Origin of the sequence: Scardovia inopinata JCM 12537, assembly GCF_001042695.1 — a bacterium.
Classification (GTDB): domain Bacteria; phylum Actinomycetota; class Actinomycetes; order Actinomycetales; family Bifidobacteriaceae; genus Scardovia; species Scardovia inopinata.
Genome location: NZ_AP012334.1, coordinates 535320 through 553603, shown reverse-complemented (window position 1 = coordinate 553603; position 18284 = coordinate 535320). Strand labels below are relative to the sequence as shown.

The window sequence follows — 18284 nt, the reverse complement described above, 5'->3', positions numbered from 1 at the left end:
ATCCTTTACTTGCAACGAATGAGCTTATGCTTCCCGGGTCAGCCGCCGCTGGATGCCGGAGATAATCATAATAATGATGAAGAAGACCAGGGCGATGGCAGAAGCATACCCCATCTCCTGCTGCTGGAAGCCGGAACGGACAGCCTCATACACCACCGTAGTCGTAGCGTCTCTGGGCCCGCCCTGGGTCATGACATTAATCTGCGTGAACAGGCTCATGGCTGCAATGGTGATAGTAATAAGAATCATGTTCCTGGTTGATCTCAGGCAGGGCCAGGTCACGTTCTTGAACTGCTGCCAGGCAGTGCATCCATCCAGTTCGGCAGCTTCATAGAGCTCTTCGGGAATAGTCTGCAAACCAGACAGCCAAATAAGCATATGCTGTCCAACCGCCTGCCAAATTGACATGACTATAATGGCCCCCAAAGCTGTTTGAGGATTATTGAGCCAGTCGACTGCCTGCCAGTGGTCAAAGGTCAGCTTTGCCATAACCTGATTGAGCATGCCATCATTCTGGTAGATGAACATCCACAAGAGGGCAACTACTACCATGGAAGTAATAACCGGCATGAAATAGATCGTGCGGAAGAAGACTGAACTGCGAACCTTTTTGTTGATAAGAACCGCCAGAAGCAGACCCAGACCAGCCTGGACGGGAACAACCACTACTGAGAAGATCACTACATTGCGTAAAGCGTGCCAGAAGGTGGGATCAGAAAAGAGGCGGGTAAAGTTCTGGAAACCAATAAATTTTGTAGAATTGGGGCTGATGGTCCTGGCATTGGTGAAAGACAGGCCAAAAGCAAGAACCACAGGAATCCCAATGAAAAGAAGGAGAAGAATGAATGCCGGAAGCAGCATTCCCCACCCCACAGCATTCTGATGTCTGATTTCATCGGAGACAGTTTTGGTTTTAGTCTCCGAACTAACTGGTTGTGCCATCTGTCCTCCTAGTTCCGGGCTTTCTGATAGTTATCGGCTCCTGCAATGTTTCCGTCTATATGGTTGACAGCCTTATCAAGCCAGGAATTAGTGTCAGCGCCGTTCATAATATCTCCGATAGTTTTTCTGAATTCTGTGGAAATAAAGTTATAACCGGGGGTTGCAGGCCGCATGACCACATATTTACTGGAGATCTTCGTGAAAATCACCATATCCCCTCCCTTGGCAAACTGGGGAACCATCTGCTGAGCCTTGGCGGAAGCAGGAATGTTCATGCCGGCCTTAGCCATCAGGGCAAGATATTTATCCTGCAGGGAGAAGCGGACGTAGTCTTCGGCTGCGGCCTTGTTGCTGCAGGTTTTGGTTATGCCCACGGTCCAGGAGCCACCACCGGCAACAGATCCATGCCCAAAGTCGGTCAGGGGCATAGCAACAATATCTTTGTAATCCTTGGCATACTTCTGGAAGGTACTCATAGACCAAATGCCCCCATAGAGCAGGCCGGATTTGTTGTTCACAAAATCCAGGGCTGTATCACTGGCACCACGGGAACTGACATACCCCTTATCTACCAGCATTCTCATCCAGTTGGCAAATTTACGGGCAGCTGGACCATTCAAATACCCATCAGAACTGGTATAGGTCTTCCGGTTGATCAGATCTCCGCCAAAAGACTGAAGGATAGGTGCATAAGCATAGGCATACCATTCGCTCTTATTGTCTGCAGTGCCCATTTCAAAGGGATATTGCCATTTGCCCGTTTTCTTCAGCTTGGCCAGGGCTTGATTCATTTCTTTTTCAGTCCAGGGTTTATCCACCGTTGCAATACGGATTCCTAATTTTTTAAGGATGGATTTCCTGGCAAAAAGCGCCGTCGTAGCATCAAAATAACCCACCGTGTAGGTAGAACCGTTCCAGGTACCTTTAGCGGAGGGTATAAGCTCTTTGATTCTGGACGTAAGGGCCGGAGCCGTCATAGGAGCCAGGATATTGGCCCATGCCCAATAAGGAGCGTTAGGCTGATCTACGTCAACCAGACAGGGCAGATTCCCCGCTGATGAGGCTGAAACAACGGAATCATTATAAGAGCTCTGAGGGAAAGCCTGTATCCTTACCTTGGCTTTCCTGCCGGACCACGCATTGTAGTCAGCGACAATTTTTTGAGTCGCCACCAGTTCTGCCTCCGATCCAGCCGTGTGAGTCCATATGGTTATTTCATTAGCAGTAGATTTAGCTTTGGCCCGCTCTGCCTCTCCGCAGGCAGATAAACCAGCTGAACCCATCACTGTTATGGCAGCCGCCAAAAAAGAAGCCACCACTCTTTTAGTTCGAAACAGCATCGTAGCCCTTTCGTTGTTTTCTTCCCGCTCTTTACGCCACCGTAAACAGCAGATATTCTTTTCTTGCTCATGTGAGAGAGAAACGAAGGTTTCTGGAAATCCACCTCAGACACTGAGCCTTACCAAGATAACCTTCGCCTTGCAGTATACAACGTCAATCGATTGACGTCAAAACGGTGTTTTGCCTTCCTTACAATCGCTAATCCTTACCTGCTGTGTTTTACTCAGATTAAGAGACGATCGATTCCTTTTCAATAATGGCGCAATGTATACGAACCGGCGTTTTCGCCTCTAAGGAAGGAATGGGGACGGTTGACACAGGCAAGGCTGTATCCTGCCCGTTACGGTGCAGAATTGAGGAAGAGCTCCTGTTGTCCCCTTCGATAAGACTGATCAATTTGCTGACAGCCCAGTACCCCATCTCATAGTGAGGAAGTTCGACTGTTGTTAGCCTGGGATTTAATGTTTGGGCAAAAACTAAGTGATTATCCACACCAATCACACTAATATCCTTACCAACATACAATCCCCGGCGAGCAGCCTGCTCATAAACATGGAGCGCCCGCGCATCGTTGAAACAGAAGAAACCGTCAGGCTGAGTCTGATCCCACAGCTTACAGACAGCCCGGGAAGCTCCACGCTCGTTCCCCACGGCAATTTCTAAATCTCGGCTAAGGGTTAACCCTCTGTCTGCCAGAGCAGCTTCATACCCCTGCCTGCGGCCATCCTGAGCAAGCATAGGGTCAGAACAGCCAATATAGGCAATTTTTCTGCAGCCGGCATCAGCCAGACGGCAGGTAGCGTCGTAGCCAATCAAAAACTCATCAGGAGAAATGCTGGGAATATTGCCCCGATCTCCATCTAAGGCATCGACTAAAACCGTGGGGTGCCCCTGCAAGTCATCAGGAAGATGAATATATTGGTTATACATTTTGGCATAAAGGAATCCATCGACCCCGTAACTTTTCAGAGCCTCAATTTCTTTTTTCTCACTGGCCAAGCCATCAGTATTGACAGTGAGCATGACATACCCGTTCCGACTAGCAGCATCCTGAGCTCCCAAAATAAGACGGCCGGCATAAGGAGTAGTGGCTACTTCTTCGCTGACAAACCCCAAAATCTTCGTTCGATTCGTCCGCAACGATCGAGCCAACGGATTCATTGTATACCCCATGTCATGGGCTAACTGTCGAATTCTCGCTGCATCCTTAGTATTAACCCGACCGCTATCTTTTCCACTGAGAACTAACGATACGGTGGAAACAGATACTCCCGCTTTATGGGCAATCTCACGCATAGTGACCATACTTCCACCTTAACCTAGCCGCATATCCCCAACCGGAAATTGGTTACAGGTTCATCGCGCGCAGCTCCAGGGAAACAAATGCCTCCCTACCGCTGACAATCTTGAATCCTGTTTGAGCAAGTGTTCCGGAGCCATGAGGATTATCAAACAGAACTGTAGCAGCCTCTTCCCCGCTGTTAGCAAAAAGTTCGCAAACTGTCCCATCCATGAAAACTTCCAAACGCTCCACTGCAGGTAAATCAAGGGCAAGCTTCAGACGATCAGTAGGTAGCCCTTGGGTCGCTAAACGAATCTCCCCTCCCTGCCTTAATAGATGGAGGCTGCACTCTCCCTTGGAAGCCAGCACCAGGTCAAAATCGGGATTGGCATCACTCTTATCAGAAGGCTGAAGGTGCAGATCAGCATAGTAGGATTTACCTGTCTCCTCGGCCATATCTCCATTCGAGGAAAGAGGTAAGACTTGCCCCAGCAGCTCCTGATACACTTCCTCCACCGGGTGGCTGATCAAACGGCCATGACTGTAGTGAAGCTGACGGGGGTAGGTCATAAGTCCATTTGCTGTACTGGTTTCCGGATTGCGAATCCCATACCAGTCGGCAACCCAGCCAATAGCAATGCGACGACCGGAGTCATCAACAAAGGACTGAAATGCATAATAAGAGTCCCCGCTGTCGCACCAGCCAGATGATCCCACTTGCAAGTGCAGACTTTGAACCACATCCGTAGAAGCGGTGGAACGTGTCTGGGCTGCAGACCGGGCCTGGGTGGTAATCTTCCCTGCATACCAGCGCACCGGCTGAAAACGTCCTCCCCTATCCCGGTAATGCATAAGGGCACCAACAACAATTTGCTGTCCATCAAGGTCAAAAACATCAGGGCATTCAAAAGTTTTGGACACCCCATGCTGATAATCCATAAGCAGAGGGCCTGCATAGTGCCAGCTCTCAGCAGAAGACAGATCATCATTGGGGCGAGCCGTATAAGCAACAATGGCGGGTATTGTTGAGTAGGCAGCCTTCTCCCGTCCTCTCTCCAGAGCAGCTTTGGTAGCAAACCAGCCTTGATCCCCGCTCATATGCTCGTCATCCAGCTGATCTACTCCCTGATCCTGGCGGAATTTTTCTCCATAATCGGCCGGTAGATTGGTGGCTGCTACAATCACAGCCTGACCTCGAAAAGCTTCAGGTCCTGACTGAAGAGCAGTTAGGTCAATCTTCGGATCGCGGAAATCTACAGCCAGCCCGGGAGCATCCCGGTTAATAATCACAGTTGGCTGGCTCAGATGGATACCATCGGTGCTCGTGCATGTAGCCTGATATTCCACTTGGTGGGTAGCATCTCCGAGTCTTTCCAAATGATGGGTCAAAAAGAAGCAGATGGCCTGAGCATCATCTCCCCGGCAAGGATGTCCTTGACCATCAACAGGAATAGCCGATCCGGAAAAAGCACCTCCCGCATAGGAAGAGTCTGCATAAATTTCCTCCTGCTGAGGACCCAAAGCTATTGGCAGATGAGTCCAGTGCACCAAATCTTTACTGACCATATGACCCCAGTGCATAGGTCCCCAGGTCCAGCCAAAAGGATTGAACTGATAGAAAAGATGGTACCGCCCCTGGAAACGGCAAAAACCATTAGGATCATTCATCCATCGATAAGGTGGTTCAGCATGAGTAGTAGTTTGAGACTGATACTTTTCCGGTATTCCTTCCTTGCCAGACCCGCTAGACAGATTAACCAGGGCAATTCCCCGGTCAAGAATATCCGGGCATTCACTCAGGTAAGAGTAAGTCACGGTCAGACCCTGAGCCAGAATCTGATAGGTGGTATTATTCTTGATTCTGGTTTGCAGGTGGAAATAAGCATCATGCTGAGAAACAGTAAGGACAATTTGCCGGTCAAGCTGACTTCCCTCCTGCTCATGAGGCTGGCCTGCAGGAAGGGTGGGATGTTCAATCAGCTCCGTGAGTGTAATGCTGGGCTGACTTGCCGCATTACCCAGGTCGGTATGGCCATCAACAATCCCGTAAAAATCGATTTGAGAATAATCTCCACTGGATACCAGAGAAGGGTCTTGCTGCTGAGAAGCTGAAAGAGATGTCTGTGTCATGATATGTCCTTATTGAGAAAAAGCAAGGGTGGGTTAAAGGTAAATTTATTTTCTTGTTGTGGTTAGATAGGTGTTTCTATAGGCTATGTTTGCAGGAATCCCTCCTGATAAGAGCACAGTTTATCAGAGCCTGATGAGGGGAGTCCATTCTCAGCTCAGCTCCATTAGGAAAAACTATCTGGCGATCATTCACCTTTTTCCCCTCACTCTGAGAGATTATTTCTTTCACTGCCCAGTATCCCATTTCATAATGAGGCAGCTCCACTGAGGTCAGACCCTGGTGGAGGGCATCAACGATTAAGGGCTGATTGTCAACGCTGACTATACTAACATCTTTCCCGACGAAAAGATGGTGACGCTCAGCTTCAGCATAGATGTAAGAAGCCCTGATATCGTTGAAACAGAAAATGCCGTCCGGCTGGACGCGATCGAATAAATCGACAGCGCCTTCGGCCAGCTCTTTATCAGCATATTCACTATAGAACGATACCCCTTTCTCAGAGTCTTCACAAGGCAGACCGCCCTCCTTCATGGCCATAAAATAACCCTGGGCCCGCAACTTCTTAGCCCTGATGTCTTCCTTAGCATTAAAAAAAGCTATCCGCCTGCAGCCGGCTTTAATCAGTTCTTGTGTCGACATGTAACCAATTCCGACTTCATTAGGAGCCACGGCCGGGCAGGAGCCCTTACGATCCGATCCATCAATAATAACGGTTGGATACCCGCTAAGAGATTCAGGCAGGTCCACTACCTGGTTATACATACAGGCATACAGGAATCCATCTACTCCGTACCGTTTGAGAGTATCAATTTCTTCCTCTTCCAGGTTTTTATCTCCATTGGTATTGACTGTCAGAATCAGGTATCCTGATTGCCGGGCAGCATCCTGAGCACCTAAAATAATCCTGCCGGCAAAGGGGGTGGTAGCAATAGTGTCACTGATAAAACCCAGAATTTTAGAACTATTGGTTTTAAGACTGCGGGCCACGAGGTTGGATCTGTAACCCATAGAGTGGGCAGTCTCCTTGATGGTCCGGGCTAGCTGGGGATTGACCCTTTTTTTGTCCTTGCCGTTAAGGACCAAAGAGACCGTTGCCGGCGACACCTTAAGCACACGGGCTATATCTTTAATAGTTACCATTAGCGCTCCACTTTCCTTCATTGTATCATTGACAAGTTATGAGAGAAGACACAAATTGTGAAAGCAGTCGGTTGCTTATTCTCCTGATTTTGCAGCAATTTCTTCCTGTTTGCTGGGGGAGAATCCAGGCAAATGACCAAAGAATACACTACAGCCTGACCGGCAAAAACCAGCAGAGAGAAGCCAAAACCCACAAACACTCCTGGCCACCGGCAGCAAACCCAACCTATGAGAAAAATAGTGCAGAGCAGCATGAGGCTGCATAGAGGACGGGCGACGACCATGCCAAGAGAAGTTCGAGCAATCCAGGCCAGGCCTTCATCAAAGTGAGAAGCCATAACCCACGACATCACGGAAAAGAGGAGAAAAACGACCAGAAGCACCGCCAGAAAGCCCGAGAGAACCACTCCTGTCATTCCTGTGCGGGCATTGGTGTTTACAATCCAATAATCATAAGCAAGGAGTATCCCTACCACCAGCTGAAGGTACCCTAAAACCTGAGAACTTTTCAGATTAGACTTCCATTCTCTATGGAAGAGCTTCCAGGTTTGAGATACTGTCCAGCTGCGGTCATCACTCAAAAGCCATGTACGATATGTAGCATTGGCTGCAGCCAGAGAAGGGAAAAGTCCCACAATAATGAGTCCAGCAAGGGTATGCACCAGGATTGCTACGTTGACCACAAAGATGGTCAGAATAGCCCGGCACAATTTCTCATACATTAGTGAAAACTTTGCCATGAGATACTCCTTAATTTTTTTCTTGTTCTTACACGAGTCTATTTATCAGCTACAGGTCTAACAGACTCAGCCTTTAACAGCTCCCAGCATGACTCCCTTATTGAAGTACTTTTGCAGGAAGGGGTAAAGGACGAAGAGGGGAACGGTGGAAACAATAATGATAGCGAACTTGATCTGATCTGCTGCCCTCTGCTGGGCCAAAGACCCCACATTAGCCATCGTTGTGTTCTGATTGACCAGGAGGAGCTGTTGCAGAATATTCTGCAGGGGTTGCTTATCCCAATCAGTCACATAGATCAAGCCTGTCATAAAGTCATTCCAATGTCCGACAAAGTAGTAGAGCCCAATCACGGCCAAAATAGCGCTGGACAGAGGCAGAACTATGCGGACAAAGTAGCCCAGATAGGACATTCCATCCAGCTTTGCTGCATCGAAGAGCTCCTCAGGAATGGAGGTTTCAAAGAAGGACCGGACAACAATCACATTGTAAACACTGACCGCTCCAGGAAGGATGAAGACCCTTAATCGTGACATCATCAGGAATCCACCCAGCAAACCGATCCTGAGCAGAGATTTCGCGGGTATCCACGTACTTCTCATAGACCTTGTCAGAAACAGTGTAGGTATTCCCACTCTTCTTAACATATTGGGGGATATCGCCAAAGTACTGCTGAACCGATACTTCAGGGTCATACATGGCGTTGATAACCTTCCAGATGGCATCCTTGTTGGCTGCCTTCTTGGAAACAGTCAGAGAGTATGCAAACTCAGCCCAGTTCTGGGTATAATCCCACTTCACATCCTTATCTGGAGTAGAAGCCTTTTCCTTCAAAGAAGGCAGGGAAATATACTGACTGCCTAACTTGCCAAACTCAGAATTAGCAGACCAGCCAAATGCAAAACCAGTGATTGCTGTCTTGCCATCGCTGACAGTCTGAGCATCGTACTTAGAGCTGTCCCTGGTAAGAGCATCCTTAGGAATCAGACCTTCGCTCATGAGTTTGTTCAAATACTTCAGCACACGCTTGAGATTATCGCTGGTGTAGTAGCTGGCAACTTTGCCGTTCTTGGCATAATAGCCCTGTGATGAAGCTGAAGCGCCCATGAAAACAGTGGTGACGCCAGTAGAATTCATCAGAGACAGAGGAGACCACAGGCCAAAGCCCAGACCGCGAATGTTCATAGGAACTTCGTCAGCCTTGCCATTGCCGTTAGGATTTTTCTCCTTGAAGGCCTTGAGCACATTCTCCAGCTCATCCCAGGTGGTAGGAACCTTCAGACCAAGCTTATCAAGCCAGGTTTTGTTGATAAACATGTGAGTTCCTGCTACCCTGTAGCCTTTGCCACGATCCGATGGAAGAATCTGAATGTTATTGCCTTCCTTCACCATCTTTTCAGCAATGGGCTTAGCCTTGAAGAATTTCTTTACATTCGGCATCTTATTCAGATACGGCTGCAGGTTCTCAAACTGAGAAGAATACTTGCTTATATCGGTTTTGTCGTACATGGACATGCCAATGTCGGGGAAATCGCCGGCTGCCATCTTGGCTGCCTTCTGCTGTCCCCAGGCATTATCAGTGATTTCAGTCCATTTAATAGTGCAGTTGCACTTCTTTTCCAACTGCTTGGCCCAAGCCGTATTGGCCAGCTTTACAGTTGTAGTGTTACGCCTGACGGAAATATTAACAATAGGCTTCCCGTTGGCATCTGTTGTTGCTGCAGATGATCCTCCGCAGGCGCTTAACCCTGCTGCACCCATTGCTAAGGCACAGATAGCAGCAAGAGCTTTACTGATTTTCACAGTCTTTGTGTGAACCATTTTCTATCCTTTCCTAAGAACCACAGGGGTCTTGGAGGTATGTGGTGGACCACCGTGGTCCTCATACCAGGATTTATTATCCTACGTCAAACGTTTAACTTGTCGGCGTGTCGCTTGAAACGGTAGGAAAAGAAAGGGATATAGAAGGAAAAATCAAAAAAACTAGTTTTCCTGGGCCAAAATTTTTGCTAAACGGCCGACTGTCAGACGTGACTGCGGGGGAAGATAGGAAGGATCCTCTTCCGGCAGGGATGGATCAGGTTCCACAGTTACCTCTACAGGAGTTTCCCGAAAAATTTCCTCTGACCCCCGGGTTTGCTGACGGAGCCAGTTGCTGAAAGATGCATCATTATGAAAAACAATCATATTGGAATCCTCCAGCAAAGCTGCAACCTGCCCATAGGTAGGATAATCAGCATTGTCTTCCATTGCCCTCAGGAAAGCTGCGGCATTCTTGCTTTGAGTCTGATCCTGGCTCTGGCTGAGAGCCTCCAAAGTGGCAGGAAGCCCTCGAAAAGCATAGAAAGAGTCCTTCCGGGGGTTAGACCGGGAGTAGACAGAGATTACCAGCCAGGCCTGAGGATCTGCAGGAACATCTTTAAAGGGCTGATTTCGCTTCCAATTGTGAGAACGCCTGACTTCTACAATAGGGTTATCCTGAGGTCGAACCAATCCCCTGCTGGCGTGGGACTGTATGTTATTCCACAGACTGCGGGCATCCTTAAAGCGGCGGGCATTACCCGAGCCATCGGCAGCCTTGCGCAGGGACCGTTCACACAGGGTCCTCAGATGAACCGTCTTCTCCCCGCCAACCTGGTCAGGTGAGGTCCGGACCTGAGCCGATTCCTTCTGACTGGATGTATCTTCCCAGTCATGACCATCGAGAAGATCAAGAATATCAAGAAAAAGATTAGGACGATCATTGTAATAGCGGTCAGAACCGAGCGGATACTGCTCCTGAGGACTGTAGGAATGAACCAGACGGGAGGTTACTTTACCTCGGGGGCCAAGGGTTATTTTATACAGATTAATCAGGCTGCCCAAGGAGGCAGCTGATTCCTTCAGCTCATACTGCGGCATGAATCGCACCTCCTGGACTTCCTGCTGCTTAATCTTTATATCGTTCTACCTATTATAAGGCAAAATCCGCCTGATCCTAACGTGACTTCTTGGGAGACTGTGCCTGAGAGGCCTGACGACGGCGAGCCTCATCCTTTTTTACCTGAGGATGTTCAGGTCCAGGACTAGGCGGTCTCCTGCACCATCTCTCAGCGATAATTCCGATGACCACATCCAGCAGGCAGACGGCCGTTGCTATGGAACACTGAATAACCGCCGTCTTATAATATGAGATATTCAGATGAGAGAGGCTCATAATCAGCTGACCTCCATACCAGCCCCCCAGAGCAGAGCAGGACAGGGACAAAGCCTTGCTCATAATCAAGGTGTTAATCGCCTGCTGAGGATTAATCTCCTCACGGTCACCATGAGTATAGCGACGGACCTGCCAGGCAAACCAGAGAACAATAAGTCCAAGAGCCAGGAGAAGGGCTGATATAAACCAGGGAACTCCCAAAAGATACAGAGAGGACTGATCGCTGAGAAATTCAAGAAAACCTCCTAAAAGCAATCCAAGCAAGCAGGCAATGGCAAAATACCACCAGGGGGTAAAACGAGCTTTCATACCAAACCTCCTAAAATCCATTTATCTGACGTTTTTTCTACCACATCCTTATCAGGAGCCTTCTTCAGCAAATCAGCCACCGCTCCCCCATGATTCCCAGGCAAAACAGCATGAGGGTCCAAATCCAGCCAGGGAGCAAGAACAAAAGCTCTCTGCCAGGCCCGGGGATGAGGCAAGGTCAGATGAGGGTCAGGGTCAAGGCGACCATCAAAATCTATAATGTCCAGGTCCAAAGGCCGCGAATCCCAATGTACCTTGTGCGATCGGCCATGGGCAGCTTCAATCATATGCAGACTCGACAGGAGTTCTTCTGCTTCAAGACTGGTATCCAGCTGAACCAGGGCGTTGGAAAAATCAGGGGTTCCTTCCGGCATCCCCCAGGCTTTGCTCCTGTAAAGGGGCGATATGCCGGTCACTTGATTCCCGGGAATAGCATCCAAAGAAACAACGGCACTGCGCAAGGTATCTGCCGTATTACCCATATTGGCTCCCAAGGAAATAACTGCGTGATGAACGGCAGGAGCCTGGGTGGTATCAGAAATTTTTGCTGCTGCCTGGGAAGCCTTAGAAACAGAAAGATCCTTTTGAGAACCATCATCAGACAGGGGTGAATCGCGGACAATAGTCACACTGACATCGGCAAACGGCAGCCCCAAAGGAGCCTGGGGTTTATGGACTGTCACAGTAACCCGGCGAATCCGGTAAGACAAAAGAATGGAATCGGCAATCTTCTGGGCCAGACGTTCAATCAGATCCACATGCTCACCTTCTACCACGGACACAATCCGACTGGCAATCTGAGCGTAGCTGACAGTATCCACCAGATTGTCGCTGCGGCAGGCCTGATTCAGATCCACCTCCATGACTGCGTCGACCAGAAAAGTTTGCGCACTTTCCTTCTCCTGATCTAAAACTCCATGAGTCCCCCGGGCTTCTACCCCGGTCAGTGTAATGATGTCCATAGTGTCCATTCTAATGGCTTTGTTCTGAGTCTCTGCTTATTTTTCTGACAATGATTCCTCTTTTTCTTTTCTCTTCTCTTTTTCCCTTTCCTCTCGCTGAGCGTGCATAGTTCCTAACCCGCCCATTTACATTTACTGCTTCAGCCCATTTCCGCCTGATTCTGACCGGATGACTTCTGCCAGATAAGAACCGGCAGCAGCAGCCTGAAGATTCCGAGGAATCTCATGGACCCGCACAGCCCAGGCCTCACGTTCTGCCACCAGGGCAGTCAGGCCTGCGGTAAGAGCATCTCGAGCCTCGAATTCTGCCTGCCCTCCTACCCTGCCAACCGGGTCAATCATACGAGAAGTAAAACGCTTTCGTGAATGACCTATGAGAAGAGGAAAACCTGTTTTCTGAAATTTATCCATATGAGCAATTAGGGGAAGATTGGTATCAGGCCCTGGCTTAGAAAAACCTAAGCCAGGGTCAAGTATAATCTGATCAGGGCTGACCCCCGCAGCCAGGACCGCATCAACCTGATGCATGAGCTCATCATACACATCGATAAGAACCCCGTGGGGATAAACAGAATCAGCAGAAGCAGGGGGCTTGGCAGACTTCCCCTGAAGGCTGCTCTCTTTGCCTGTAAGCCAGCCCCGCCAATGCTGAACAATATAGGGACAGCCATAATCAGCAGCTACTGAAGGCAGGGATGGATCCAACTGACCGCCTGACACATCATTGATAATATCAGCTCCGGCTTCCAGCCCTGCTGTAGCCACTGACGACCGTGTAGTGTCAAGAGACAGGGGAACCCGGCGAGCGGAAGGCTGGGAACTGTCATCATGAGCTTCCCGCTTCCTGATCCCCTCAACAGCCTGAACAATCCGAGTCTTTTCTGTCTCCTCATCCACCCGAACCGCTCCTGGCCTAGTGGATTCTGCTCCCAGATCTATCACATCAGCCCCGGAAGCAATCATGTCCTGAGCATGCTTCACAGCGGCCTGTGGGTGAAGCCAGAGTCCTCCATCAGAGAAGGAATCCTGAGTAATGTTAAGAATTCCCATTACCAGGGTTCTGCTGGCACTAATTCCTAAACGATGATTCATAGCCAGGTTGGCTTCTTTAGGATCACCAGTCATAGACGCTCCTTCACTTATATGCTCTTCAGACAGTTGTCGGACACCAGATCTTCAACACATCTTAGCCTTTCCTGCAGCATAGATCAGCATATATTTACAGGATTACCATGTATATTAATGCAGAACATATTAATGCAGACCATATCAATGCAGGGCAGGAGCATCCAGGATCAGGCGCAGAGCCTCTGACCTGGTATCTGACTGACGCAGATAACCGCGAACAGCAGAGGTGACGGTCCGAGCTTGAGACTGTTTGACTCCCCTCATCGACATGCACATATGTTCACAGTCCGTAATAACAATGGCGCCTTTTGCCTCCAGAACATCCATGAGAGCATCTGCAATCTGCTGAGTCATACGTTCCTGAATCTGAGGGCGGCGGGCATAGACCTGAACCAGACGAGCTAGTTTGCTCAGACCAACTACCTTATCCTTTGTAGGGATGTATCCAATATGAGCCAGGCCATGGAAAGGGAGCAAATGGTGTTCGCAGACCGAAAAGAACTCAATGTCACGAACAACAATCAGATCCTCGGTTTTCACGTCGAATCGGGCACTCAGCACATCCTGGGGATCCTGTCTCAGCCCGGCGAAGAGCTCCTGACTGGCGCGGGCAATTCGGTCAGGAGTCCCCTTCAGGCCTTCCCGGTCAGGGTCCTCTCCAATAGCAATCAGATAATCTCTGACTGCCCGGCGGACCCCCTCAGAATCGATATGCTGTGCAGGAGCTGGGAGTGAGGAAGAAAGAGAAGAATCCTCTGAGTTTGTTGTCCTGCTCACTGAAGGCCTTCAGTCTGTTCAGGATGGTCCGGCTGATCATGGTCCGGCTGATCTAGCTGATCTGATTGACCGGATTCCGGCTGGGTTGACTGGCCATCCTGAGCCGGCTGCCCACTCTCCTTATTCTTCTGCTCTGTGGCGTGTGCAGCTGTGGCATTAACAGCCACAGTCGACCGCAGATTCTCCGGAATAGGAACCGGGGGCAGCTGGGAGTCAGGCCTGCTGGCATCGGACAGCCACAGATCCCTGTCTGGAGCCTTTTTCAGCTGGGAGAAGATGACATCCAACTCCTTCCTGCCCAAAGTTTCCTTAACCAGAAGCTGACGAACTAGCTCGTCCAGGACTTCCCGATTCTCCGAGATGATCTTCCAGGCCTCAGTATGAGCAGTCTCAATAAGAGCGCGAACCTCATCATCAATAACCTGTGCAGTTTCTTCAGAAATCCGACGCCCCTTCAGATCATCGAGACCGCCCTCCTGCTGGCTGTCTTCCCACTTGACCGATCCCAGCTTCGAAGAGAATCCGTATTCCACGACCATGGCCCGGGCAATTTGTGTGGCCTTCTCAATATCGTTGGAAGCACCGGTGCTGGGATCATGGAAAACAACCTCTTCGGCAGCCCGACCTCCCATTGCATAGGCCATCTGGTCCAGCAGCTGATTGCGGGTCTGGGAATAGCGGTCTTCGGTAGGCATAACAGCCGTGTAGCCCAAGGCTCGTCCCCGGGGGAGAATAGTGACCTTAGTCACCGGATCCGTATAATGCAGGGCAGCCGCAACCATGGCGTGACCGCCTTCGTGGTAAGCAGTATTGCGCAGCTCCTCCAAGGCCATACCGTTGGAACGGCGACGGGGACCAGACAAAACCCGGTCAATAGCCTCATCAATAGCCCTGTTATCAATCAAATCAGCGTTGGAGCGGGCAGTCAGCAGGGCTGCCTCATTGAGGACATTGGCCAGATCAGCCCCGGTAAAACCTGGAGTTCGCACAGCAACAGTATGCAGATCAACATCAGGAACAAAAGGCTTGCCTTTAGCATGAACCTTCAGAATCGCCTCACGTCCGGCTAAATCAGGTGCTTCCACCGCTACCTGACGGTCAAAACGACCAGGCCTCATGAGAGCCGGATCCAGCACATCAGGACGGTTAGTAGCTGCAATAACAATCAAATCAGTATCATTATTGAAGCCATCCATCTCTACCAGGAGTTGGTTCAGGGTCTGTTCCCGCTCATCCACACCACCGGAAGCACTAGATCCGCGGCGGCGGCCGACAGCATCAATTTCATCGATAAAAATAATAGCGGGGGCAGTCTTCTTCGCCTCTTCAAACAGGTCGCGGACTCGGGAGGCACCTAGGCCTACGAACATCTCCACGAAGTCCGAACCAGCCATGGAATAGAAGGGGACCCCTGCCTCGCCTGCAATGGCTCGAGCAAGCAGGGTCTTACCAGTACCAGGCTGACCATACAAAAGAACGCCCCGGGGAATCCTAGCTCCGAGTTTCCGGTACTTGGCTGGGTTCTTCAGGAAGTCCCGGATCTCCTCGACCTCCTGAACGGCAGCCTCTTCACCTGCCACATCGGCAAACTTCGTCTTAGGAATCTCACCCTGCAAAAGTTTCTTGTTCTTAGGACTGCCCAGGCCCAGCATGTCACCGGCCCCGTCTCCCATCCTGCGCATAAGCCACCAGAGAGCACCAAAAAGAATAATCAGAGGAAGAAAAGTGGTAATAAAGATAGTCCAGAAATTATTCTCTGTCACCGTAGTGGAATCAAAGCCATAGGTTGACTTAGCGGACTGAATGGCTGTAAGCACCTGCTCGCTTTGAGCGTTGACAAAATAGAACTTAACGTACTTGCCGTAGTTCTTCTGCCTAACAGTTGCGCTGGCTGAATTAGGATTGTAGTTATTGGCCACATAATCCTTGGTCAGCCAAATTTCCACGCTAGGAGAGACACCATTGGTGATCTTGACATACTTGATTCCGTAATCAGCCTTGGCTGATTTCTGGGTGGACTTCTTAGTACCCGTATTCTTCCCGGTCTTGCCAGCGAGAATAGACAAGCCTTGCTCAGTGGTAATGGTAGATCCATTACGATTGCGGTTCATAAAGAAAAAGCTGCCTACTACCAGGACTGCCAAGAGGACAACCCAGATAATAGTATTGGCCCACCAGGGACGGTTGGCATTAGGATCTGGATTCTGGCCCTCCGGTCCCCTTTCCTTGCCATTTTGTCCCCTGCCCGGCTTGCCCCGGTTGCCACCAAGATTATTGGAATTATTGGGTTGCTGCTGGAATGGATTGCCTCCAAAGGTCATGCGTACTCTCCTTTATATACAGCAGGTTTCAGGACGGCTATGGAATCAAGATTACGGTATTTTTCGTCATAATCAAGACCATAACCAACAACAAATTTATCTGGAATCTGAAATCCTTTATATTTCACATCCACAGGGAATTTCAAACGGGCTGGTTTTTCCAGCATGGCAAAGATTTCCACCGATGCCGCTCCCCTCCTTTTGAACTCCTTGACCAGCCAGTCAAGTGTAAAACCTGAATCAATGATGTCTTCCACAATCAAAACATGCCTTCCGGCAATATCGGTGCTTAAATCGTGACGAACCAGAACCTTACCAGTGGACTGTGTACCTGAGCCATAGGATGACAAACTCATATAGTCAATTTCCACAGGAATAGTCATGGCCTGGGAGAAAGTAGTCATAACATTGGCTGCCCCCTTCAGTACAGCAACCAGCAAAGGATTTTTCCCCTTATAATCCTCGCTGGCACGGTGAGCCATCTGTACGATCTTCTCTTCCAGATCATCATGCGAAATAAGTTCCTCTTCAATTGTGTCCTGAACATCTTTGATTTGCATAGGTAATATTTTCGCATGACTGACTGACGTTAAGCCTCTCTTTCGCTGAGAGATTCCTGCATAGATGGATCACCTGCAATCTGATGACAAATCCAGCAGCAGATGTCTGCTTGTTCTTGCTTCCTCTTTCCTCTTTGTTTTCTTTGTTCTTCCTGTTTTTGAGCAGCTTGTCTCCGGCTGACAGGTAGTCGGTTTGCTGGCAGCAAGTCCTCTGCCGGCTGATTTGCTGCCGGCTGATCTTTCAACAATTGGTTCTGCGGCAAGGTCACAGCAAAAAAAGCTTGATTCCCGCTGATTTTTGCGGATTTGCTGCCTGTCAAAAAATCATCGAGACGAAGAATAGACGTGGCTGATGGCTGGATTTTTTCTTTTCCCATGATGGAAGCCAGGACCCGGCGGCGGAGAGCTGGATGGAGGACAGGAAAATTCTCCAGCTGATAGACAGATAAGAAGTTGCCCCCCATGAATCTATTCTGATTCTGCGGCTGAGCAAGGAGTCGATATAAATCCGGCTGGTCTTCCTTGAGAACTGGGAAGGACGAAGGTGAAGAGGAAATTGACTCCTGAACTGAAGCCATCTGGTATGTCTGGTGACTGACATGTTTCCTATAAGCTTCATCTGCCTGAGAATCCAAAAAATCTGCATCGTCCTGATTGACAGGAGCGGAAGATGACCAGAGGGAAACCAGGTCGGAGCCGGTAAAATCAGTCATATAGGGGATGAGGATTTGCCGGATCCGACTGCGCTGAGGCAGACCAGCTGTTACCTGCTGACAGCCTCCCCCGCGAATTTCTGAAGAATCCAGATTGTCAGCATTCGTAGGATCATCCCACCACTGAATCCCGGCTTGCAGGCACAGATCAGTAGTTTCCTGCCGGGTTAGCCCCTGCAGAAAAGGTCGGGCAAAAAGAACCCCTTCCCGACGGATGAAGGTTTGCATACCTGCTAGAGCTGTAATGGAAGGGTTCCTCAGAAATCGAAAAAGAATGGTCTCTGCCTGATCAGACATGGTATGGGCAAGCAGGGTTACCGAAGCAGCCTCGTCATGCGCAGCTGAAATCAGCTGAAGAAAACGGGCATCTCGGGCATCAGATTCCAGCCCGGCCCGGGTTCTGTGCACCTGAGCTCGGCGAATAAGAACCGGGGCCAGGCCATAAGCCGTGCACTGCTCAGCCGCCTTTTGAGCAACAAGGCCGGACCCTGTCTGCAGATGGTGGTCCACAATCACCGCCCCGCAGCGGACCCCCAAACTGGCACAGACAATTTTAGCCGTGTATGCCAATGCCAAAGAATCACGACCTCCGGAACACGCCACTAAGACTAGGGGGGCAGATGGATCGGGCTGGTGAATTCCATGCTCTTTAAACCTGCGGCCCTGCCGGACGATTCCGCAGCCGGCTAAAGTTTTTTTTACCAGCCCTATGGCCTTTTTCATCTCGGGAGAATACGGCATATG

Annotated in this window: 15 protein-coding genes and 1 pseudogene; all 16 read right to left on the bottom strand. The window is 49.7% G+C overall.

Features of this window, described 5'->3' with window-relative positions; all coding sequences use genetic code 11:
* Nucleotides 1-24: 24 nt before the first annotated feature.
* The 16 genes and pseudogenes from SCIP_RS02190 to tilS all read right to left on the bottom strand — a co-directional run bounded on the left by SCIP_RS02190 (nucleotide 25) and on the right by tilS (nucleotide 18281).
* Nucleotides 25-942 carry a carbohydrate ABC transporter permease gene (locus tag SCIP_RS02190; protein ID WP_006292885.1) on the bottom strand — a complete coding sequence of 306 codons (918 nt, stop codon included), beginning with the start codon at nucleotides 940-942 and terminating at the stop codon, nucleotides 25-27.
* A gap of 8 nt (nucleotides 943-950) precedes the next feature.
* Complete coding sequence (locus SCIP_RS02185) at nucleotides 951-2282, bottom strand: ABC transporter substrate-binding protein (RefSeq protein WP_040590510.1); 1332 nt, start codon at nucleotides 2280-2282, stop codon at nucleotides 951-953.
* A 229-nt stretch (nucleotides 2283-2511) separates the two neighbouring features.
* On the bottom strand, nucleotides 2512-3588 hold the full coding sequence (locus SCIP_RS02180; protein WP_006292883.1) for a LacI family DNA-binding transcriptional regulator: 1077 nt from the start codon (nucleotides 3586-3588) through the stop codon (nucleotides 2512-2514).
* 43 nt (nucleotides 3589-3631) lie between these two features.
* Entirely contained in the window at nucleotides 3632-5695 is a 2064-nt protein-coding gene (locus SCIP_RS02175; RefSeq protein WP_070097784.1) for a glycoside hydrolase family protein, read from the bottom strand.
* A gap of 76 nt (nucleotides 5696-5771) precedes the next feature.
* On the bottom strand, nucleotides 5772-6836 hold the full coding sequence (locus SCIP_RS02170) for a LacI family DNA-binding transcriptional regulator (protein WP_006292881.1): 1065 nt from the start codon (nucleotides 6834-6836) through the stop codon (nucleotides 5772-5774).
* A 17-nt stretch (nucleotides 6837-6853) separates the two neighbouring features.
* On the bottom strand, nucleotides 6854-7576 hold the full coding sequence (locus SCIP_RS02165) for a YesL family protein (RefSeq protein WP_006292880.1): 723 nt from the start codon (nucleotides 7574-7576) through the stop codon (nucleotides 6854-6856).
* 66 nt (nucleotides 7577-7642) lie between these two features.
* Nucleotides 7643-8095: pseudogene (locus SCIP_RS02160) on the bottom strand (carbohydrate ABC transporter permease); the annotation flags it as partial.
* A complete protein-coding gene (locus SCIP_RS02155) occupies nucleotides 8034-9395 on the bottom strand; it encodes an extracellular solute-binding protein (RefSeq protein WP_006292878.1) in 1362 nt (453 codons plus the stop codon). The gene SCIP_RS02155 and the pseudogene SCIP_RS02160, both read right to left, overlap by 62 nt.
* 162 nt (nucleotides 9396-9557) lie before the next feature.
* Complete coding sequence (locus SCIP_RS02150; protein WP_040590508.1) at nucleotides 9558-10475, bottom strand: hypothetical protein; 918 nt, start codon at nucleotides 10473-10475, stop codon at nucleotides 9558-9560.
* Nucleotides 10476-10551: 76 nt separating this feature from the next.
* On the bottom strand, nucleotides 10552-11079 hold the full coding sequence (locus tag SCIP_RS02145; protein ID WP_040590506.1) for a DUF3180 domain-containing protein: 528 nt from the start codon (nucleotides 11077-11079) through the stop codon (nucleotides 10552-10554).
* Nucleotides 11076-12041, bottom strand: a complete 966-nt coding sequence (gene folB, locus SCIP_RS02140; protein ID WP_040590969.1) for a dihydroneopterin aldolase — start codon at nucleotides 12039-12041, stop codon at nucleotides 11076-11078. The genes SCIP_RS02145 and folB overlap by 4 nt, the downstream gene beginning before the upstream one ends.
* Nucleotides 12042-12173: 132 nt before the next feature.
* A complete protein-coding gene (gene folP / locus SCIP_RS02135; RefSeq protein ID WP_006292874.1) occupies nucleotides 12174-13133 on the bottom strand; it encodes a dihydropteroate synthase in 960 nt (319 codons plus the stop codon).
* A 177-nt stretch (nucleotides 13134-13310) separates the two neighbouring features.
* A complete protein-coding gene (gene folE / locus SCIP_RS02130) occupies nucleotides 13311-13880 on the bottom strand; it encodes a GTP cyclohydrolase I FolE (RefSeq protein WP_231288014.1) in 570 nt (189 codons plus the stop codon).
* Between the two features lie 62 nt (nucleotides 13881-13942).
* The gene (ftsH, locus tag SCIP_RS02125; RefSeq protein WP_006292872.1) at nucleotides 13943-16267 is read right to left on the bottom strand and encodes an ATP-dependent zinc metalloprotease FtsH; all 2325 of its coding nucleotides are present in this window, start codon (nucleotides 16265-16267) and stop codon (nucleotides 13943-13945) included.
* Complete coding sequence (hpt, locus tag SCIP_RS02120) at nucleotides 16264-16827, bottom strand: hypoxanthine phosphoribosyltransferase (RefSeq protein WP_006292871.1); 564 nt, start codon at nucleotides 16825-16827, stop codon at nucleotides 16264-16266. Before hpt ends, ftsH begins: the two co-directional genes overlap by 4 nt.
* Before the next feature lie 29 nt (nucleotides 16828-16856).
* Nucleotides 16857-18281, bottom strand: coding sequence for a tRNA lysidine(34) synthetase TilS (gene tilS / locus SCIP_RS07495; protein ID WP_006292870.1), 1425 nt, complete (start codon nucleotides 18279-18281; stop codon nucleotides 16857-16859).
* Nucleotides 18282-18284 lie beyond the last annotated feature (3 nt).